The organism is Pseudoalteromonas sp. NH0006-46 (assembly GCF_057547735.1).
This window is the reverse complement of sequence record NZ_BAAJML010000002.1, coordinates 623,350-640,923: the sequence shown is the minus strand read 5'-3', so window position 1 is coordinate 640,923 and position 17,574 is coordinate 623,350. Positions and strand designations below refer to the sequence as shown.

The following is a 17,574-nucleotide window of genomic DNA, read 5'->3' as shown; positions in this document are numbered from 1 at the left end:
GTGCTGCTTAGTATACGCTTTACGAGCAAGCCTTTATTTACCTAAATTTGATGGAATATTTAAAAGGTAAAAATGATGAATAACGTTAATTTAACAACTTACTCTGCACAAAAAAACACATTGAAACAAAAACTTAGTTTTTCAGCTTTAACACTTGCAGTATTAATCGGCATTACAGGTTGTAGCTCAGACGATGGTAAAAACGGCGTAGATGGTATTGCAGGCACTGATGGACAAAATGGTTCCGACGGTAAAAATGGCAACCCAGGTTTTGCAGCTGCAACATTTATTTTGGCTAACAATGGAGAAACCAACGCGGGTACCATTGACTTAATTAACCAAAGTGCTTCTAAATTAAAAACCTTTAATACAACAGCTAACGAAGGCGTCGCTTTTGATAGCCTAGGTAACTTATTACAAGCAAGCGACAATGAAAATGGCAGTATTAAAACTATCTGTCAGCTTGCTAACCGTGCTGACGGCGCCAGCTATGCTGCAAATACAGATCGCGAAATAACAGGTGCTAACACAACGCTAGTAAACCCTAAGGGAATTGCTACAGCACAAAAGAGTGGTCTTATTTTTATTGCTGACTTTGGCGCAATGCAGGTAACGACTTTTGGTGCTACAGCAGCCGGCAATGCAGCTCCTTTAGGTATAACCATTACAGAGGCTGCACCATGGGATGTTGATTATGATGAAACTAATGACCGCCTTTATGTAGCACTTACAAATGGTGATGTAGCCGTTTACGATAATTTTGTTAATAGTGAATTTGCCGCAATGCCAAGCCGCACAATTACCCCTGCCAATAATGATGGTACGCAAATATCTGTAAATATCCACGGTATTGTTTATGACCCAAGTACTAATAAACTTGTTTTGTCTGATGTAGGTAGTGCCTCAGATGCAACCGATGGATCGTTATTTGTAATCAATAATGCATCAACCGCAGAGGGTTTAGTAAGCGTTGCACGAAGTATTGCCGGCCCAGCAACAATGCTTGGTAACCCCGTTGATATTAGCCTTGAAGGTAGTGATTTGCGTGTAGCCGAAAAATCAAATGACGCTGTTCTTGTCTTTAGCAATATATTTTCAGGTGAAAGCGGCGATATTACTCCTGATTTAGTCACCTCAACGATTAAACCTGAGTCAATTACTAAACTGGGCATGCCAAATGAGAGGGCTGACATTTCAGATAGTGATACTGCTAATATGGGGCTTTTAGGGGTCGCTGTAAGCAGTAACCCAGGTACTGCAGGTGAAACAACTGGGCAAATTAGTCGATTAAGTTCACAACTTAATACTGAAATTGGCAATTATAACGCGAGTCAAACTATAGAAAGCACGACCTTCGACAAAGCGGGAAACAGTTATACAACGTTCGATAACAGTGCAACTTCTATTGGTGGTATTGTTATTTCAAATAAAGTAGCAATAAACCGAGATGGACAAACGTATAATACAAGCCAAGATAGTATTATTACTGGAGCGAACACAGGCCTTATATCTCCTAAAGGTCTTGATGTTGCTTCTGATAGCGGTATGATTTTAGTTGCAGAAAATAATGCAGATACGCCGAGCATTTCAATATTTTCAACGTGTACTACAGGGGATGCGTCCCCTTTGATGACACTTACTTTTGCAAACGGCGCTCGCCCTTGGGATGTTGATTACGATGCAAGCACTGACCGTGCTTTTGTAGCACTAACAAATGGAACCGTTGCTGTATTCGACGAAGTCAAAAGCAAGCTAATGGCTGGTAATACTAATATTGCCGTTGAAGATAGGCTTATAACACCTGCAAATGCTGGAGCCGCAATAGAAGCGCCAAGCAATATACATGGCATCGACTACGACTCGCTAAGCGGCTCGTTAATCCTCTCTGATGTTGGTAGCGCAGCAATTGCCGATGATGGCAAAATATACGTGTTGAATAACGTAGCAATGGCGTCGGGTTTGGTAAACATAAGCACCACTATTAGCGGTCCAAATACCCTACTGGGCAACCCTGTCGATATTATGTATACCGGGACAGATTTATACGTAGCTGAAAAATCAAATAATGTGGTTATGCGTTTTAACAATATTTTAAGCAGTGCCGGAGGCGACGTTAGCGCCGATGCAAGCACTGCATTTACAGCACCTGAGTCAGTGGCAATATTACCAGCTTGGCTTAATCAATAGAGTTAACCTCACCATACCTGATCAACAATGTTGGTCAGGTATTATCGCATCCACACTTTTATATCGGCTAAACCATTTCGCTGTAGCATACTCAGCTGCTGCTCTACATTAGAGTTTTGCTCAAATTCAAATGCATCTAGCTGCTCGTCAAAAGTAATATGGGCTACGCCATCACCACCGCGCTTTTTAACTTGATGAAGTGAAATATCAGCTAAATTAATAGAGGTTTCCCAACCAATTACCTGGCCACCGAGTAATGGTAATGGATAGAAAGACCACCCAATTGAGGCTGTTATATTTGTCATATTACCGTTAGGTAGTTGGAATGAATACTCTGCAATCGCTTTACAAAGTTCTGACGCGTAACTGTCTATTTTATTGCATTTAAAGTCACGTAATAGTAGTAAAAATTCATCACCACTCCAACGCGCTACATAATCAGAGCCTTGGGTACGCGAGTTTAGTAGAGCTGCCATTTGCTGCAAGCAGCTATCACCTGCAATTGGACCAAAGGCATCATTTATACGGCTAAAGTTATCAAAATTTATTATTACAAGCACCAGTGATTTACCCTGCGCCTGCAATGATTGCGAATTACGTTGAAAGTGTTCAATGTCTTTTGGTAGCTGATCAAACAAAAAGCGACGGCTACGCAAGCCTGTTAGCTCATCTGAGTGACTAACGAGCTTAAGCTGTGAATTAACTTGCCCTAATTTATCATTTGCTTGGCGCAGCTCTAAAGTCCGCTCTGTAATTAAACCTTCAAGCACTTTTTGTTTTCTGCGCTCTTGCGCCTTAAGCACCCAAAATACTAAATAAAGGAGTAAAATAAAGCCACTTGTGATCAGCAACCTAAAATAAATTGTTTCATCAAAACGCTCAGGCACAATAAAGCCATACTCTACATTTTGTGCCTTTGACCAATCTTCCCCTTGGCGTTTTGCTTCTAACTGAAACAGAAATGCCCCTGCAGGTAAGTTAGTATAAATAGCCTCACGACGAGTATTTGCATATCGCCAATCACTATCTAAGCCACTTAGTTTATATCTAAACTCAATACTATTTGGCGCGTAGTAATCGATAGCCGTATAAGTAAGCGTTATATCTCGTTCGTCGGTTTCAAGAGTTGGCTTATTACCCAACGCTGCTGTTGTGAGGCTTCGCTCAGGTGTGTTAATTGTTTCAATGGTCGGCTTTAACGACAGTACACCAAACAACTCTACGTTTTTAGGTATTTCTACAACACCCTGCAAGCTTGGATACCACATTGAGTTACCCATACTGACTACCGCATCATGACCCAATCCACTACAACATTGGTTTGCTTTGCCATCAAGCTGTCGGTCGAATGACGAAATCACCTCTTCTACTTTTAAGCTTTGAATATCTGTTTTAAACTGCCCTGCTGGCATTCTGTAAACCCCTTTCATGGTGCTTACCCAAACATTATTTAATTTTTCGTCGTATTCTAAGCTAAATATAGAACCATACGGCAAGCCATTTGCCGCATCAAGCTGTCGCCATTGACCCTGCGCGCTGCGGTAAAACAATCCATCATTAAGTGAACCAATTAAAATACCCACGCCATCAATATGCAAAACACTGGTGATATATGCACTTTCAAGCGAAGTTTGATCCCCTACTTTTTCAATACCACGGTCAGTAAAATAATAAGCGCCTTTACTCGTCCCAATAACACCAAAGTTTTCTTTGTCCAACACGTAAGTTATAAATTTACTGCCTAAAAACGCGTTGTAAGCAAAAGGAGTTAAACCTGCAAAATTAAGCCTATATAAACCTCGGCCTGTGCCTATCCAAAACCCGCCTTTACTTGAACGACTAATTGCAAACACAGGGTTATCACGCAGTGCACGCCCGGGTACAGTAAACAGTGTGTCGTTCTCGTAAACGAATAAACCTCGCCCTGTGGCAATGTATAAGCGGTCGCCATCAAACTGCAAATCATGTACTGAAGCACGGCCATATTGGCTGCTTGGAATTAAATTAATATAACTTTTATTTAAATCAAAATAACCAACACCACTTTTATTGGCCACCCATAACTTGCCATCGGGCGCTTGGCTAAGCGCCATAACAGCTTCGGTCATTTTTGAAACCGCCGCGTGTCTTTCGACCCGCCCTTCGTGAGCAAGCCATAGGCCTTCACTAAAACTGGCTAACCAAATATTATTTTTATCATCTCTAAAAATATCAGCAAACCAAATACTTTGATCTAACTGGCTAGGCTCTACCCATTGCCATTGACTCGCTTTATCTCTAAACAATAAACGCCCGTATGTAGAAATCCATAAGCCGCCATCGCTGTCACTCATAAATTTGTATACTGCAGAATTGTTCGCATTAGGTAATGGGAAAGGCCTTAGCTCATCGTCTAAATCTAAAAAATAAGCGCCAAGCTCTGATGCTAAATATAAATTACCATTTAAAAAAGCAAGATCATGAACAATAGTTTGAGCTAAACGCTCGGGCAAAGAAATTTTTGCAGTCAGCTCTAAACGCAGCTTAGCAAAATCAGAGGAGTTTTTAGTTAAGCGTAATAAGTGACGATCATTAACAAGCCAAATGCCTTCCGGCGAAAGTGCCATTTGGCTCACTGAGCCCACTATTTGAGTTATAACGGTTGCATTTGCTGTAGACAAAGTCCCACTGTATTGACCACGTAAATTAACTTGGCCACGGTCAACATAATATAACCCATTGGCGGCAATCCACGTGCCCCCTTTAGAATCTTCTAAAATATCTCTAACAGGGCCTTTAATATTAAATGCTTGTGCTGAAAAAGTAGCTGGGTTTATTACAACTAACCCACTTTTGGTACCCACCCACAGCAATCCGTTCGAATCGATTAAAAGCTTATTAATGCCATTACTCGGTAAAAAAGAACTATTTTGGGTGTTGTAGTTTGTGAACGTATTACCATCGAAGCGGCTTAACCCAAACTGCGTTCCAAGCCATATGTAGCCTTGCTGATCTTGCACTACGCTTTTTAGCGATTGCGATGGCAAACCATCTTTAATATTCCATTGTTTAACGACATAATCCGTAATCGAAGCCCCACTTGGCATTGCGCACAACATAAGTACACACACCAGTAAAAATCGCATCATACGCTGCCACCTAGTTAAACTAATTAAATATAAACATTAAAACGGTAGTAAACCTGCTTTTATTAATGCTTGCAAACAAATCAATGAAAAAATACCCGCTAGCACGTCATCTGCCATAATACCAAAACCACCATGCACGCGCTTATCAAGCATTCGAATAGGGCCCGGTTTTGCTATATCAAAAAAGCGGAATAGTAAAAAGCCAACTAATAAAGTTTGCCAATTCAATGCTGCACCTATCATGGTGATGTAGTAGCCAGCGACTTCATCCCATACAATAGCGGGATGATCATGCACACCCAAATCGTCGGCTGTTTTACCACATGCCCATATACCAAACACACTGATCACAACAGCAAACACTATTTGCAACCATATTGGATAATGCATAGTTATAAATATAAATGGCAACGCAGCAAACGTACCAAATGTGCCTGGTGCTTTAGGGGCAAGACCAGTACCAAACCCTAATCCAAAAAACTGGTGCGGGCGTTTTAAATTAAATAATCGGTTTTTATTCAAACCTGCTCCTTTGTAAAATGTTCAAAGCCATGCTGCTCAAAGCTAAACATTTCACCATTGTGTAAAAGCTCAATCTTACCGTCTCCACTTTTTATTTGCCCAATGCAAGTAATATCAACACCATACTGGTTTAACTTTAAATCAAGCATACCTTTGTTGTTATCTGGAACAGTAAAAATTAATTCGTAGTCATCGCCGTAACCCAAAATAAACGGTAACTGCTTATTAAAATCAAGGCTTGCTTTCATTGCCTCTGAGGTAGGGATACTTTCAATATTTATTTCTGCATTAACTTGCGACATTTCAAGAATATGTGTTAAATCAGCAAGTAAGCCATCTGATACATCAATCGCTGATGTTGCTAGTCCTCTAAGCACTTGCCCAGCAGCCACTCGCGGGGTTGGGTAATCAAAACGCTTATTCAGGTACTCTAAATGTGTTGGGGTTATATTAAAGTCTTGCTTACGGGATTCAATAGCAAGCCCAGCATCCCCTAAAGGACCTGTAACATAGATCCAATCACCTACCTTTGCACCACTTCTTCGTAACGCCTTACCTTCAGGCACGGTACCTTTTGCACAAATAGTAATGGTAAGTGGTCCCTGCGTGGTATCACCCCCAATAATTTGTACATTAAAGTATTCTGCAATTTCATGCATGCCTTCAGTAAACTCTGCAATCCACTGTGAATCTATAGTTGGTAATGTTAATGCAACAGATACCCACGTAGGCTCTGCCCCCATTGCGGCTAAATCACTGAGGTTTACAGCGAGTGCCCTATGCCCTAAAGCGCGAGGAGAAATATCTTCAAAAAAGTGCACGCCCTCTACTAACGTATCAGTTGTGACTGCAAGTTGGCAGTTTTGTGGAACAGTGACAAGCGCGCAATCATCACCTATGCCTAGGTTAACATCACGACGAGAAATACCGCGACCTTTAAAGTAGCGGTTAATTAATTCAAATTCCTTCATACACAAAAAAGCCGACCTATGCCGGCTCTCCTTTTAACGGTTATATAAAGTAATCTTCTGATTATTTAACCAGAGAAAGTACTACTACTTGCGTAAATGCTTTACCGCTTTATCAAGTACACCGTTTACAAATTTATGGCTGTCTTCTGCGCCAAATATTTTGGCCAGCTCAATACCTTCGTTGATAGCAACTTTATAAGGTACATCTTCACGAAACTTAAGTTCGTAGCTGCTTAAACGTAAAATTGCTCGCTCAACCATATCTAAGTCATCAAACGGACGTGTTAAATGAGGTGATACCGCTTCATCAAGTTGCTTATAATTAACAGCCACACCTGAGGCTAAATCTTTAAAGTATTCAACATCAATTTTGGTAACGTCGTTCTCGATCAACATTTGTTGTTCGATATCGGCAATTGCATTGCCGCTTAATTGCCAAGAATAAACGGCTTGAAGTGCTAAGATACGTGCTTTACGTCTTGCTGCTGGTTTCACAAAAATTCCTTAAACTTAAATTTTATCTAACACATTAACCATTTCAAGCGCACCTAAAGCAGCTTCGCCGCCTTTATTACCCATTTTGGTGCCTGCACGCTCAATAGCTTGCTCGATGCTTTCAGTAGTTAATACGCCAAATGCAACCGGTATATCATACTCTAGTGATACTTGCGCAAGACCTTTGTTTGATTCGCCAGCAACTAGGTCAAAGTGTGGTGTACCACCTCTGATCACTACGCCTAAAGCGATGATTGCATCATACTCTTTTTTTGCCGCAACGCGTTTTGCCGCTAAAGGTAATTCAACTGCACCCGGTACATAAATAACAGTAATATCGTCATCAGATACACCACCAGTACGTTTTAGCTCATCAACAGCGCCTTCAAGCAGGCTACTACCAATAAAGTCATTAAAACGAGAGATGACAATGGCAAATTTTTTGCCCGGAGCGTACTTATTACCTTCAATAATTTTCATTCGATAACCCTAAAAATAAGTTCAAGCGGTTGCGATTGCGCAAAAATTGCTGCGCATCATACCATAATAATAATGAAATAGCCTAGTTTAAGCGTTTGCCTATTGTGGCTCAATGTAATCAACAACTTCTAAGTGAAACCCCGAAAGTGCATGGTATTTTTTTGGCCTGCTCATTAAGCGCATTTGCTCTATACCTAAGTCTGCAAGAATTTGTGAGCCTACACCAACGGTACGAGATGTTCCTTGAAATTTACGCGGTGTAACATTTTCACCCGCGTCTGCAGCTGCAAATGCTTTTACTGTTGCTTCAAGCTCTTCAGTACTTTCCTGCTTACCCAAAATAACGAGCACACCCTCGTTTTTAGCAATGTATGCCATTGCATCAGATAAGCCCCAGCTTCTATCCGCACTTCGATCAGAAAGTAAGATATCGTTAAACGTACTTTGCAAATGCACACGTACCAACGTTGGTTCTTGCGCTTTAATTTCACCTTTGAGTAGTACGTAATGTAACTGACCGTCGATCGTATCTTTATAAGTTACTAAATCAAACTCACCATGCTCTGTCGGTAACTTACACTTAGCTACTTTTTCAATTGTGGTTTCGTTTAAATTACGGTATTCAATTAAATCAGCAATAGTGCCTATTTTTATATCGTGCTCTTTGGCAAAAATTTCTAAATCAGGGCGACGCGCCATAGTGCCATCTGCATTTAAAATTTCAACAATAACAGAAGACGCTTCAAGGCCCGCTAATCGCGCTAAATCACACCCTGCTTCTGTATGACCTGCGCGTGTTAACACCCCGCCTGGCTGCGCCATAATTGGGAAAATATGACCCGGCTGTACTATATCGCCAGGGACAGCACCTTTAGCAATTGCAGCTTGTACTGTGCGTGCCCTATCTGCTGCAGATATACCTGTAGTTACGCCTTTTGACGCTTCTATCGACATTGTAAAGTTAGTTGAAAACGCAGCACCGTTATTTTTAACCATTAGAGGCAAATCAAGTTGTTCACAACGCTCTTGTGTCATCGTTAAACAAATTAAACCGCGGCCATGAGTGGCCATAAAATTAATTGCCTCTGCACTGATATGCTCGGCAGCAATAATTAAATCACCTTCATTCTCTCTGTCTTCGTCGTCCATTAAAATGACCATTTTACCGGCTTTAATGTCGTCTATAATTTCTTGTGCGCTGTGTAAATTCATAAATTCGCTCGTGTAAGTTGTCAGTTTCGTTATTTAATAAAGCCCGCTTTTGCGAGTAAGCTCATTGATATGTCTGCGCCGGTTGGCTGCTCAGCGCCTTTAATAAGACGCTCTAAATAACGTGCAATTTGATCGACCTCTAAATTAACTTGGGTGCCGACTTTAAAGTCGGCAATCGTTGTTTGACCACTGGTGTGCGGCACAATTGTTAATTTAAATTTATTACCCTCTACAGCGTTAACTGTCAGGCTTATACCATCAATACATACCGATCCTTTGTAAGGTATGTATTTCATTAAACTTTCATCGGTTGTAAGCCAATATTCAGTCGCTCTCGCATTTGGTGTAATTGCAGCAATGGTTGCAATACCATCAACATGACCAGACACTAAATGCCCACCTAAACGCGAAACCGGTTGCATGGCTTTTTCAAGGTTAACCGTTTGCCCTATTGAATAATGCGCAAAACCAGTTAAATGAATTGTTTCGTTAGATAAATCAGCACTAAAGCCATCAATATGTTTATCAACTACGGTTAAACATACACCATTTGTTGCAATACTATCGCCCAGCTTCACGTCACTCATATCAAGGTCGGCGCTTTGAATGCGAATGGCTAAGTCGCCTTGTTTTTTTTGTAATAAAGCAATTTTGCCTGTGGCTTCTATTATCCCAGTAAACATAGCGCTACTCTTCTTTGTTAAGTGATTTTAGTGAGTGCTTTTTTAACGCATTGATACGCAAATCGTCACCAACACGCACACACTCATTAAAGGATAAATCGATAGTATCTTGCATACTCGTCAATTCAGGGAAGTTTACTAAACTTTTAGCATCATAGCCCATCAGTTTTGGTGCGATATAAAAAACATACTCGTCAATTAAATCAAGCTCGGTCATTTTCCCCGCAAGGGTTGCCCCAGCCTCAAGCCATATATTATTAAATTGATGCTTAGCGAGTGTTTGTAATACATCGGTTAAATCAACCTTACCCTGTTGCTCACGCACCGCTATGTGCTTAACAAAATGCGGCCACAGAGTCGATTTATCAACCTCGGTGGTAAAAATTATTACTGGGTGCGCTATTTTAAATAGCGCAAGGTTGGGTGTTAACCTATTTTGCGAGTCTATTATAACACGCACTGGCTGGCGAAGCGGTAAGTTGGTCGGTAATGAATACGGTAATTCGCTTTGCCGAACATTGAGTTTTGCATCATCAACAAGAACCGTATCGGCCCCCGTTAAAATGGCACAGCTTTGAGCGCGGTATAGCTGCACATCTTTTCGTGCAGCAGGACCTGTGATCCACTTACTTTTTCCATTTTTTAGCGCTGTTTTACCGTCTATACTGGCTGCTAATTTGCAGGTTACGTAAGGAAGCCCTTGCTCCATTCGCTTAAAAAAACCAAGATTTAATGCGCGAGCCTGTTGTTCAAGCAATCCATAAGCGACTTCTATTCCAGCATCGCTCAGTATTTTAAGGCCTTTGCCTGCCACTTCTGGGTTGGTATCAACCATGGCAGCAATCACCTTTTTAATACCCGCAGCCTTGAGCCCTTCTGCACAGGGCGGCGTGCGCCCATAATGACTACAAGGTTCAAGTGTTACATAGGCGGTTGCACCCTTTGCTTTTTCACCGGCCACAGCAAGGGCATTTACCTCGGCATGCCCTTGCCCTGCTAATTGATGAAACCCTTCACCAATTATTTGATTATCTTTTACAAGTACACAGCCAACATTAGGATTAGGCGTTGTGGTAAATCGTCCTTTTTTAGCAAGCTCAATAGCACGCGCCATATATAGTTTATCATGCTCAGTAAATACGACTTGGCTGCTCACAATTATTCCCCTAAACGGGCAATTTCTTCGCCAAACTCGCGTATATCTTCGAACGAGCGATACACAGACGCAAACCTTACATAAGCTACTTTATCAAGTTTTTTAAGCGCCTCCATAATACATTCTCCCACCAAATGGCTCGAAATTTCTCGCTCACCCGTTGCACGTAATTGTGATTTAATTATATTTACCACTTCATCAACTTGCTCTGTGCTAACAGGGCGCTTTTCAAGTGCACGATTTAAGCCATTAAGTAACTTATCTTCATTAAAGGGTTCTCGGCTTCCGTCTTGTTTAACAACACGGGGCATAACCAGCTCAGCCCCTTCAAACGTCGTAAAACGTTCGTGGCAATCGTTACATTCTCGACGACGGCGAACTTGATGACCACCGCCAACAAGGCGCGAATCTATAACTTTGGTGTCTTTTGCTGTACAAAATGGGCAATGCATAAATCAAGGTATCCGTTTTAAAAACAAAAAAGCCGCTAAAAAGCGGCTTTTATAATAACATGTTTACTTATGTGATCTAAATTACCGTTTTACTTTGTTAAGCGTAAACAGGTAGTTTTGCACAAATAGCTTTCACTTTTTCTTTTACTTGTGCTTGTACAGATTCATCAGCAATATTGTCTAGTACATCACAGATCCAGCCAGCAAGCTCTTTAGATTCTGCCTCTTTAAAACCACGACGTGTGATTGCAGGAGAACCAATACGCAAGCCAGAGGTTACAAAAGGAGAACGCGGATCATTAGGTACTGAGTTTTTGTTAACCGTAATATTCGCATTGCCAAGCGCTGCATCAGCATCTTTACCAGTGATATCTTTATCGATTAAATCAAGTAAAAATAGGTGATTGTCTGTTTTACCAGAAACAACTTTATAGCCGCGCTCTTGTAGCACGCTAACCATTGCTTGCGCATTTTTAACAACTTGTGTTTGGTATTCTTTAAATTCTGGTTGAAGAGCTTCTTTAAATGCCACTGCTTTTGCAGCAATAACGTGACATAAAGGACCACCTTGGCCACCAGGGAATACTGCACTGTTAAGCTTTTTGTAGATTGCTTCGTCGCCACATGCAGAAATAATTAAACCACCACGAGGGCCCGCTAATGTTTTATGCGTTGTTGTAGTAACAACATGTGCATATGGTACAGGGCTTGGGTAAACACCCGCCGCAATTAAACCTGCAACATGCGCCATATCAACAAATAAATAAGCATCTACTTTGTCTGCAATTTCACGGAACTTAGCCCAATCAACAATGCCTGAATAAGCAGAAAAACCTGCAATAATCATTTTTGGTTTGTGCTCTAGTGCTAGCGCTTCAACCTGTGCGTAATCAATTTCACCCGTTTCTTCGTTTAGGCCGTACTGGATTGCATTGTACGTTTTACCTGAAAAGTTTACGTGTGAGCCATGAGTTAGATGGCCGCCATGCGCTAGGCTCATGCCTAAAACAGTGTCTAGCGGGCTTAATAATGCTTGAAAAACAGCTGCGTTTGCTTGCGAGCCAGCATGCGGCTGAACGTTTGCGTAATCAGTACCAAATAATTCGTTTGCACGGTCAATCGCTAATTGCTCGACCACGTCTACATGCTCACAGCCACCGTAGTAACGCTTGCCAGGATAACCTTCCGCATATTTGTTAGTAAGTTGAGAACCCTGTGCTTCAAGTACGCGTGGGCTACAGTAGTTTTCAGATGCAATTAACTCAATGTGCTCTTCTTGACGTGATGTTTCTTTACTCATCGCGTCAAATAACTCTGGATCAAAGTCCGAAATATTCATGCTACGTTCTAACATTGGGGGCTCCTGGGCAACGTGTATGGTATTTTTTAGAGGCTATATTGTACGCTTAAAACCGCGCTTTGCCTACGTTCTTAAGTTGAGGATATTTAATCAGGGATTGAAACTATTTCACAGTCCTTTTAAGATGATATTTTTAAATAACTTACATAACTATTTTAAATGTTTTTCATTTATTACATTTAATTAGTTAATTGACAACGCTGTTTCACGGTTTAAAACATACAAAAAAAGCGGCCTAAGCCGCTTTAACTTTTGCTTTTTATTTAACCTAACTTAGCCAGTATTTCTGTGCGTAACGCGTCATAATCGGCGTTTATATCGCTTGCTAGGCAGGGTTTAGCCAATGCGTCACTTAGTGGTTTTGGCATATTAAGCTCGATATTTAATATATCTTCCACGCTTTCTTTAAATTTAGCCGGATGTGCAGTTGCTAAAAAGATACCCGCAGCACCTGGTGCTCGGTTATTAACTAAACCTTGGTATGCAATTGCTGTATGTGGCTCTGCAACATACCCTGTTTGATGAATATTTTTCATCACTGTTTGAGTGTTTTGTTCGTCAACACTAATTGAATAAAAGTTGTCGTAACTAAACCAGTTGTTATCCAACATCGTTTGCACTCGTGGCCAGTTGTTAGGCTTACTTACGTCCATCGCATTTGAAAGCGATTCAAGCGTTGTATTTGGTGCCCAGTTTTTGTCTAGCATAAAACGTGGAACTGTATCATTCTGGTTAGTAGTTGCACTTAGCTTCCCTACTGGTAACCCTATTACAGCACCAATCATTGCGGCGCATACATTACCAAAGTTACCACTTGGTACAGAAATATGTGCTGTTGCACGCTTTTCTTTTGGCAGTTGCGCAATTGCTTCAAAGTAATAACACACTTGCGCTACTAATCGACTTATGTTGATTGAGTTAGCAGAATTAAGGCCAAGTGTTGATTTTACCTCGTCATCTAAAAACGATTTTTTAACAAGCTCTTGGCAATCATCGAAACTACCATCAACTGCGTAACAATGAATATTACCGCCTAAAGTAGTGAATAGTTTTTGTTGAGCCAGCGAAATTTTGCCTTTAGGGTAAAGAATAACCACATCGATATTTGGCTTATTATAAAATGCATGCGCTACTGCCGCACCGGTATCACCTGATGTTGCGGTTAAAATTGTAACCTTCTCGCCTTGGTTAAACTGCGCTAAACATTCAGCCATAAAGCGCCCACCAAAATCTTTAAAGGCAAGCGTAGGGCCATGAAACAGCTCCAAACAATAGATATTTTCCTCTACCTCGACTAACTTAACTGGAAAGTTGAACGCATTTTTAACCATGGCGGCAACGGTGTCACTTGGCAACTCATCACCAATTAAATGCGATAATATTTTGCCGCTACGCGTAACAAAATCCATATCAAGCAGTGCATCAACATCAGTCAATGGCGCTAAAGATTCAGGAAAAAATACACCTTGGTTACGCCCGAGTCCTGTTTTTACTGCTTCAACAAACGACACTTTTTGTGAGTTATCTTTTAAATTATGTAATTGCATGACTTCTTTTCCTATAAAACATTTAATTGACGCGTGCCGTCGTTATCTAACTTACAAATATGGCAAAAGCCTTGCTCATTTATATAATTATCTTTTAGCCATTTGGCGCATTGCTCAGCCGCTTCCTGTGTTTTACATACAGTAAATAACGTAGGGCCTGCACCTGAAATACTCACTATTTCAGCACCCAGTGCAGGTAAACTTGCTTTGGCCTCACTAAAGCCAGTAATAAGTGGCGCTCGATATGGCTCTGCTATTTCATCTTTCATAATGCTTAATGCATCGTCAAAACGTGCTGTTAGTAACAAGCTACTAAAGGCCGATAAACGCTGCGCAAACTCAATGCTTGCATGCATACTAAGCTCTTTAGGTAATACAGAGCGCGCTTTTGCCGTATTAAGCGAAAAGCCTGGAAACGCCGCGACGTAATACCAATTTTCATCAACCGGAAGTTCTATCGATTTATTAGGAATTAAATCGCCAGTTAGCTGCAAGCCGCCTAAATAACATGGTGTGATGTTGTCGTAATGGCGCCCGCCACTTACAACGGCTTCAAAATCTGCCATCAACTCAATTAACTCAACTTGGTTCAACTGTGTTTTTGCAAATTTATCAAGCGCTGCAAATGTAGCAACAACCGAACAAGCACTTGATCCTAACCCTGAGCCAATTGGCAGGTTTTTTTTAAGTTCAAGCTTTACTGAAGGCATATCTGGAGCAACGTGCGCTCTGAAATGCACTAAGCACTGATATGCTAAGTTCTCTTTCGCATCACTCGGTAATTTATGAGCATACTCGCCAGAACAGACAAACTCATCATTAGTCGCTGCACTTACAACCGCTACGTCACCCAATAAACTGCCATCAATTGGCGAAAGCGCGGCACCCAATGCATCAAATCCAACAGCAAAATTACCAATAGACGCAGGTGCATATACTTCAATCATTTTTTACTCCTAGCGCGATAACGTTTTTAAAACATCTGCAAATACACCTGCAGCAGTTACTTCAGAACCCGCACCGTAACCACGAATAACAAATGGGCGTGGTTGGTAGTATTGGCTTAAAATAGCCAGTGCATTTTCACCATCACGAATAACATTAAGCGCATGTGATGAATCTACCGCTTCAATACCTACTTTACAGTGCCCTTCTTTAATTGTACCCACGTAACGCAATACTTTTCCTTCACTTGCTGCCTGCTCTATACGGGTATTAAAGTCAGCATCTAAGCTTGGCAGTTTTGCCATAAACTCATCAATACTGTCTCCTTCGGCAAATCCTTGTGGTAATACCGACTCAACTTCAATATCGCTTAGCTCTAGTTTCATACCTGCTTCTCGCGCAATAATGAGAAGTTTACGCGCAACATCCGTTCCTGATAAATCGTCTCGAGGGTCTGGCTCTGTGAAACCACTTTCTTTTGCTTTGATGGTTGCCTCTGACAATGACAAACCATCTTGAAGTGCACCAAACATGTAAGATAACGAACCAGATAAAATACCGCTAAATTCAAGTAGTTCATCACCCGCGCCAAATAACGACTGTAAATTGTCGATGACTGGGAGCCCCGCACCTACGTTGGTTTCATATAAAAATTTGCGATTGTTTTTTTGCGTTGCTGCTATTAAATCTTGATAGTAAGTGTACGAGCTAGTTGTTGCTTTTTTGTTGGCTGCGACAACATGAAAACCGGCATTTAAAAAGTCAACATATTGCGCCGCCAGTGCATCAGACGATGTGCAATCCACCAGCACAGGATTAACTAAGTGGTTTTGCTTAACAAATTGCTCAACGAGTTTTAAGTCAAACGCCTGCTCTGATGCAGCTAATTTTTGTTGCCAATCACTAAACGCAATGCCTTCACTATCAAGATGTAGCTGACGCGAGTTTGCAACGCCATACAAGTTAAGCTTTATATTGCGCTTTTCAAGCCATGCTTGTTGACGCTCTAATTGAGATATAAGCTCTTGCCCTACTAAACCACACCCAAGCAAAAACACATCGATTGATGGCACATGTGTGAAAAAGTTCTCATGGCATATTTTTACTGCGTCGTTACATAACTCTCCATCAATCACAGCTGAGATAGCGCTTTCGGTAGAATCTTGTGCAATTGCCACTATATTTACTTGTGCTTGGCAAAGCGATGCAAAAAACTTAGCCGCTAAACCGCGGTGCGCGCGCATGTTATCGCCTACAAGCGTTACTATGGCTAAATTACGCTGTACTTGTACAGGTTCAATCAAACCTGCTTGTGATTCAAGCTCAAAGGCCGTTTGCAATGCTGTTAATGCAAGTGTTAAATCGCTTTCATGTACACAAAAGCTAATGCTAAATTCACACGACGATTGTGTGATTAACACAATCGACACGTTGTCATGAGCCAGCGCATTGAATACTTTTGAGGCCATGCCTACTTTGCCTTTCATGCCTGGGCCCGAGACCGTTAGCATAGCAAGGTCTTGCAGACTTGAAATTGCTTTTACCGGTTCGTCTGACGAATAATCATTACCGATTAGTGACCCTTGCGCGTCAGGGTTGTGCGTATTTTTTATTTCACAAGGAACGCCGGCTTTAGCGCACGGCAAAATAGTTTTTGGATGAAGAACTTTGGCACCAAAGTAAGAAAGCTCCATTGCTTCTTTATAAGACAAAAAATCGACTTTAGTGGCTTTTTTGATATAACGAGGATCTGCACTGTAAACACCATCAACATCAGTCCAAATTTGGCAAACATCTGCCTCTAAACAAGCCGCAGCGATGGCTGCAGAGTAATCAGAGCCATTTCGGCCAAGGGTAGTCAGCTCGCCTTTATCATTGCTTGCTGTAAAACCAGGCATAATATAAATCGTGGCTGGGTTTTCTTTTAACACAGCTTGGAAACGCGCTTTGCTTGTTACTAAATCAACCTCTGCATCTATGTAGCCACCTGTTGATGCAACACAGCTAGTCGCTTCTAAATACACTGCTTGATGTGAGCTTAATAAGCGCTGCATAAGCGATACACTAACACGCTCGCCAAAACTAATAACATAAGCGCGCACCTGTTCAGGGCAGCACTTAATTAATGACACACCATCAAGCTTATTTTTTAGCGCGTTAAAATCTGGCCAACTTTCAATTGCGCCATACTTTTTTTCGACGGCTGATTTCAACTCATCACAACGTCCAGTTAACGCCTCCCATAAAGGGCCAAAGTCATGGCCTTGCTCTGCAGCACTTGCCAGTGAAACCAATGAATCAGTCATCCCACCGGGTGCAGATAACACTAATAGCATTTCATCTTTTAATTGTGCTTTAACTAATTGAGCTACCTGCTCAAGACAAGCAAAGTCGGCAAGTGATGACCCACCAAATTTTAAAACGCGCATTGTTTAT

14 protein-coding genes are annotated in these 17,574 nt (G+C 41.3%); 1 reads left to right on the top strand and 13 read right to left on the bottom strand.

The window, feature by feature from the left end:
• Positions 1 to 75 precede the first annotated feature (75 nt).
• The gene (locus tag AC27I2_RS07765) at positions 76 to 2,187 is read left to right on the top strand and encodes a hypothetical protein (RefSeq protein ID WP_487203916.1); all 2,112 of its coding nucleotides are present in this window, start codon (positions 76 to 78) and stop codon (positions 2,185 to 2,187) included.
• Between the two features lie 41 nt (positions 2,188 to 2,228).
• On the opposite strand, the gene AC27I2_RS07760 is transcribed toward AC27I2_RS07765, so the two are convergent.
• From AC27I2_RS07760 to thrA, 13 genes are all read right to left on the bottom strand, one after another.
• The gene (locus AC27I2_RS07760) at positions 2,229 to 5,315 is read right to left on the bottom strand and encodes a ligand-binding sensor domain-containing diguanylate cyclase (protein ID WP_138529732.1); all 3,087 of its coding nucleotides are present in this window, start codon (positions 5,313 to 5,315) and stop codon (positions 2,229 to 2,231) included.
• A 36-nt stretch (positions 5,316 to 5,351) separates the two neighbouring features.
• Positions 5,352 to 5,837: a phosphatidylglycerophosphatase A family protein gene (locus AC27I2_RS07755; protein ID WP_006794265.1), complete on the bottom strand. Its 486-nt coding sequence runs from the start codon at positions 5,835 to 5,837 to the stop codon at positions 5,352 to 5,354.
• Positions 5,834 to 6,808, bottom strand: a complete 975-nt coding sequence (gene thiL, locus AC27I2_RS07750) for a thiamine-phosphate kinase (protein WP_138529734.1) — start codon at positions 6,806 to 6,808, stop codon at positions 5,834 to 5,836. Before thiL ends, AC27I2_RS07755 begins: the two co-directional genes overlap by 4 nt.
• A gap of 84 nt (positions 6,809 to 6,892) precedes the next feature.
• Complete coding sequence (gene nusB / locus AC27I2_RS07745; protein ID WP_058404262.1) at positions 6,893 to 7,303, bottom strand: transcription antitermination factor NusB; 411 nt, start codon at positions 7,301 to 7,303, stop codon at positions 6,893 to 6,895.
• A gap of 15 nt (positions 7,304 to 7,318) precedes the next feature.
• Complete coding sequence (gene ribH, locus AC27I2_RS07740; protein WP_006794268.1) at positions 7,319 to 7,783, bottom strand: 6,7-dimethyl-8-ribityllumazine synthase; 465 nt, start codon at positions 7,781 to 7,783, stop codon at positions 7,319 to 7,321.
• A 99-nt stretch (positions 7,784 to 7,882) separates the two neighbouring features.
• On the bottom strand, positions 7,883 to 8,995 hold the full coding sequence (gene ribBA / locus AC27I2_RS07735) for a bifunctional 3,4-dihydroxy-2-butanone-4-phosphate synthase/GTP cyclohydrolase II (protein WP_058551590.1): 1,113 nt from the start codon (positions 8,993 to 8,995) through the stop codon (positions 7,883 to 7,885).
• A gap of 29 nt (positions 8,996 to 9,024) precedes the next feature.
• The gene (locus AC27I2_RS07730; RefSeq protein WP_058404260.1) at positions 9,025 to 9,678 is read right to left on the bottom strand and encodes a riboflavin synthase; all 654 of its coding nucleotides are present in this window, start codon (positions 9,676 to 9,678) and stop codon (positions 9,025 to 9,027) included.
• Positions 9,679 to 9,682: 4 nt separating this feature from the next.
• Entirely contained in the window at positions 9,683 to 10,834 is a 1,152-nt protein-coding gene (ribD, locus tag AC27I2_RS07725; RefSeq protein WP_058404259.1) for a bifunctional diaminohydroxyphosphoribosylaminopyrimidine deaminase/5-amino-6-(5-phosphoribosylamino)uracil reductase RibD, read from the bottom strand.
• Positions 10,835 to 10,836: 2 nt separating this feature from the next.
• Entirely contained in the window at positions 10,837 to 11,286 is a 450-nt protein-coding gene (nrdR, locus tag AC27I2_RS07720; RefSeq protein ID WP_006794272.1) for a transcriptional regulator NrdR, read from the bottom strand.
• Positions 11,287 to 11,383: 97 nt separating this feature from the next.
• Positions 11,384 to 12,640 (bottom strand): serine hydroxymethyltransferase, encoded by a 1,257-nt coding sequence (gene glyA / locus AC27I2_RS07715; RefSeq protein WP_058404258.1) that lies wholly within the window; start codon positions 12,638 to 12,640, stop codon positions 11,384 to 11,386.
• 269 nt (positions 12,641 to 12,909) lie between these two features.
• A complete protein-coding gene (thrC, locus tag AC27I2_RS07710; RefSeq protein WP_058404257.1) occupies positions 12,910 to 14,193 on the bottom strand; it encodes a threonine synthase in 1,284 nt (427 codons plus the stop codon).
• An 11-nt stretch (positions 14,194 to 14,204) separates the two neighbouring features.
• Positions 14,205 to 15,140: a homoserine kinase gene (gene thrB, locus AC27I2_RS07705; protein ID WP_487203907.1), complete on the bottom strand. Its 936-nt coding sequence runs from the start codon at positions 15,138 to 15,140 to the stop codon at positions 14,205 to 14,207.
• A 9-nt stretch (positions 15,141 to 15,149) separates the two neighbouring features.
• Positions 15,150 to 17,567, bottom strand: coding sequence for a bifunctional aspartate kinase/homoserine dehydrogenase I (thrA, locus tag AC27I2_RS07700; RefSeq protein WP_487203906.1), 2,418 nt, complete (start codon positions 17,565 to 17,567; stop codon positions 15,150 to 15,152).
• Positions 17,568 to 17,574: the final 7 nt, after the last annotated feature.

Excerpts from the sequence above, each read along its gene's own strand:
- AC27I2_RS07765 (WP_487203916.1), top strand. The coding sequence starts at position 76 with ATGAATAACGTTAATTTAACAACTTACTCTGCACAAAAAAACACATTG.
- ribH (WP_006794268.1), bottom strand. The coding sequence starts at position 7,783 with ATGAAAATTATTGAAGGTAATAAGTACGCTCCGGGCAAAAAATTTGCC.
- glyA (WP_058404258.1), bottom strand. The coding sequence starts at position 12,640 with ATGTTAGAACGTAGCATGAATATTTCGGACTTTGATCCAGAGTTATTT.
- thiL (WP_138529734.1), bottom strand. The coding sequence starts at position 6,808 with ATGAAGGAATTTGAATTAATTAACCGCTACTTTAAAGGTCGCGGTATT.
- thrC (WP_058404257.1), bottom strand. The coding sequence starts at position 14,193 with ATGCAATTACATAATTTAAAAGATAACTCACAAAAAGTGTCGTTTGTT.
- ribBA (WP_058551590.1), bottom strand. The coding sequence starts at position 8,995 with ATGAATTTACACAGCGCACAAGAAATTATAGACGACATTAAAGCCGGT.
- thrB (WP_487203907.1), bottom strand. The coding sequence starts at position 15,140 with ATGATTGAAGTATATGCACCTGCGTCTATTGGTAATTTTGCTGTTGGA.
- AC27I2_RS07730 (WP_058404260.1), bottom strand. The coding sequence starts at position 9,678 with ATGTTTACTGGGATAATAGAAGCCACAGGCAAAATTGCTTTATTACAA.
- thrA (WP_487203906.1), bottom strand. The coding sequence starts at position 17,567 with ATGCGCGTTTTAAAATTTGGTGGGTCATCACTTGCCGACTTTGCTTGT.
- AC27I2_RS07760 (WP_138529732.1), bottom strand. The coding sequence starts at position 5,315 with ATGATGCGATTTTTACTGGTGTGTGTACTTATGTTGTGCGCAATGCCA.
- nrdR (WP_006794272.1), bottom strand. The coding sequence starts at position 11,286 with ATGCATTGCCCATTTTGTACAGCAAAAGACACCAAAGTTATAGATTCG.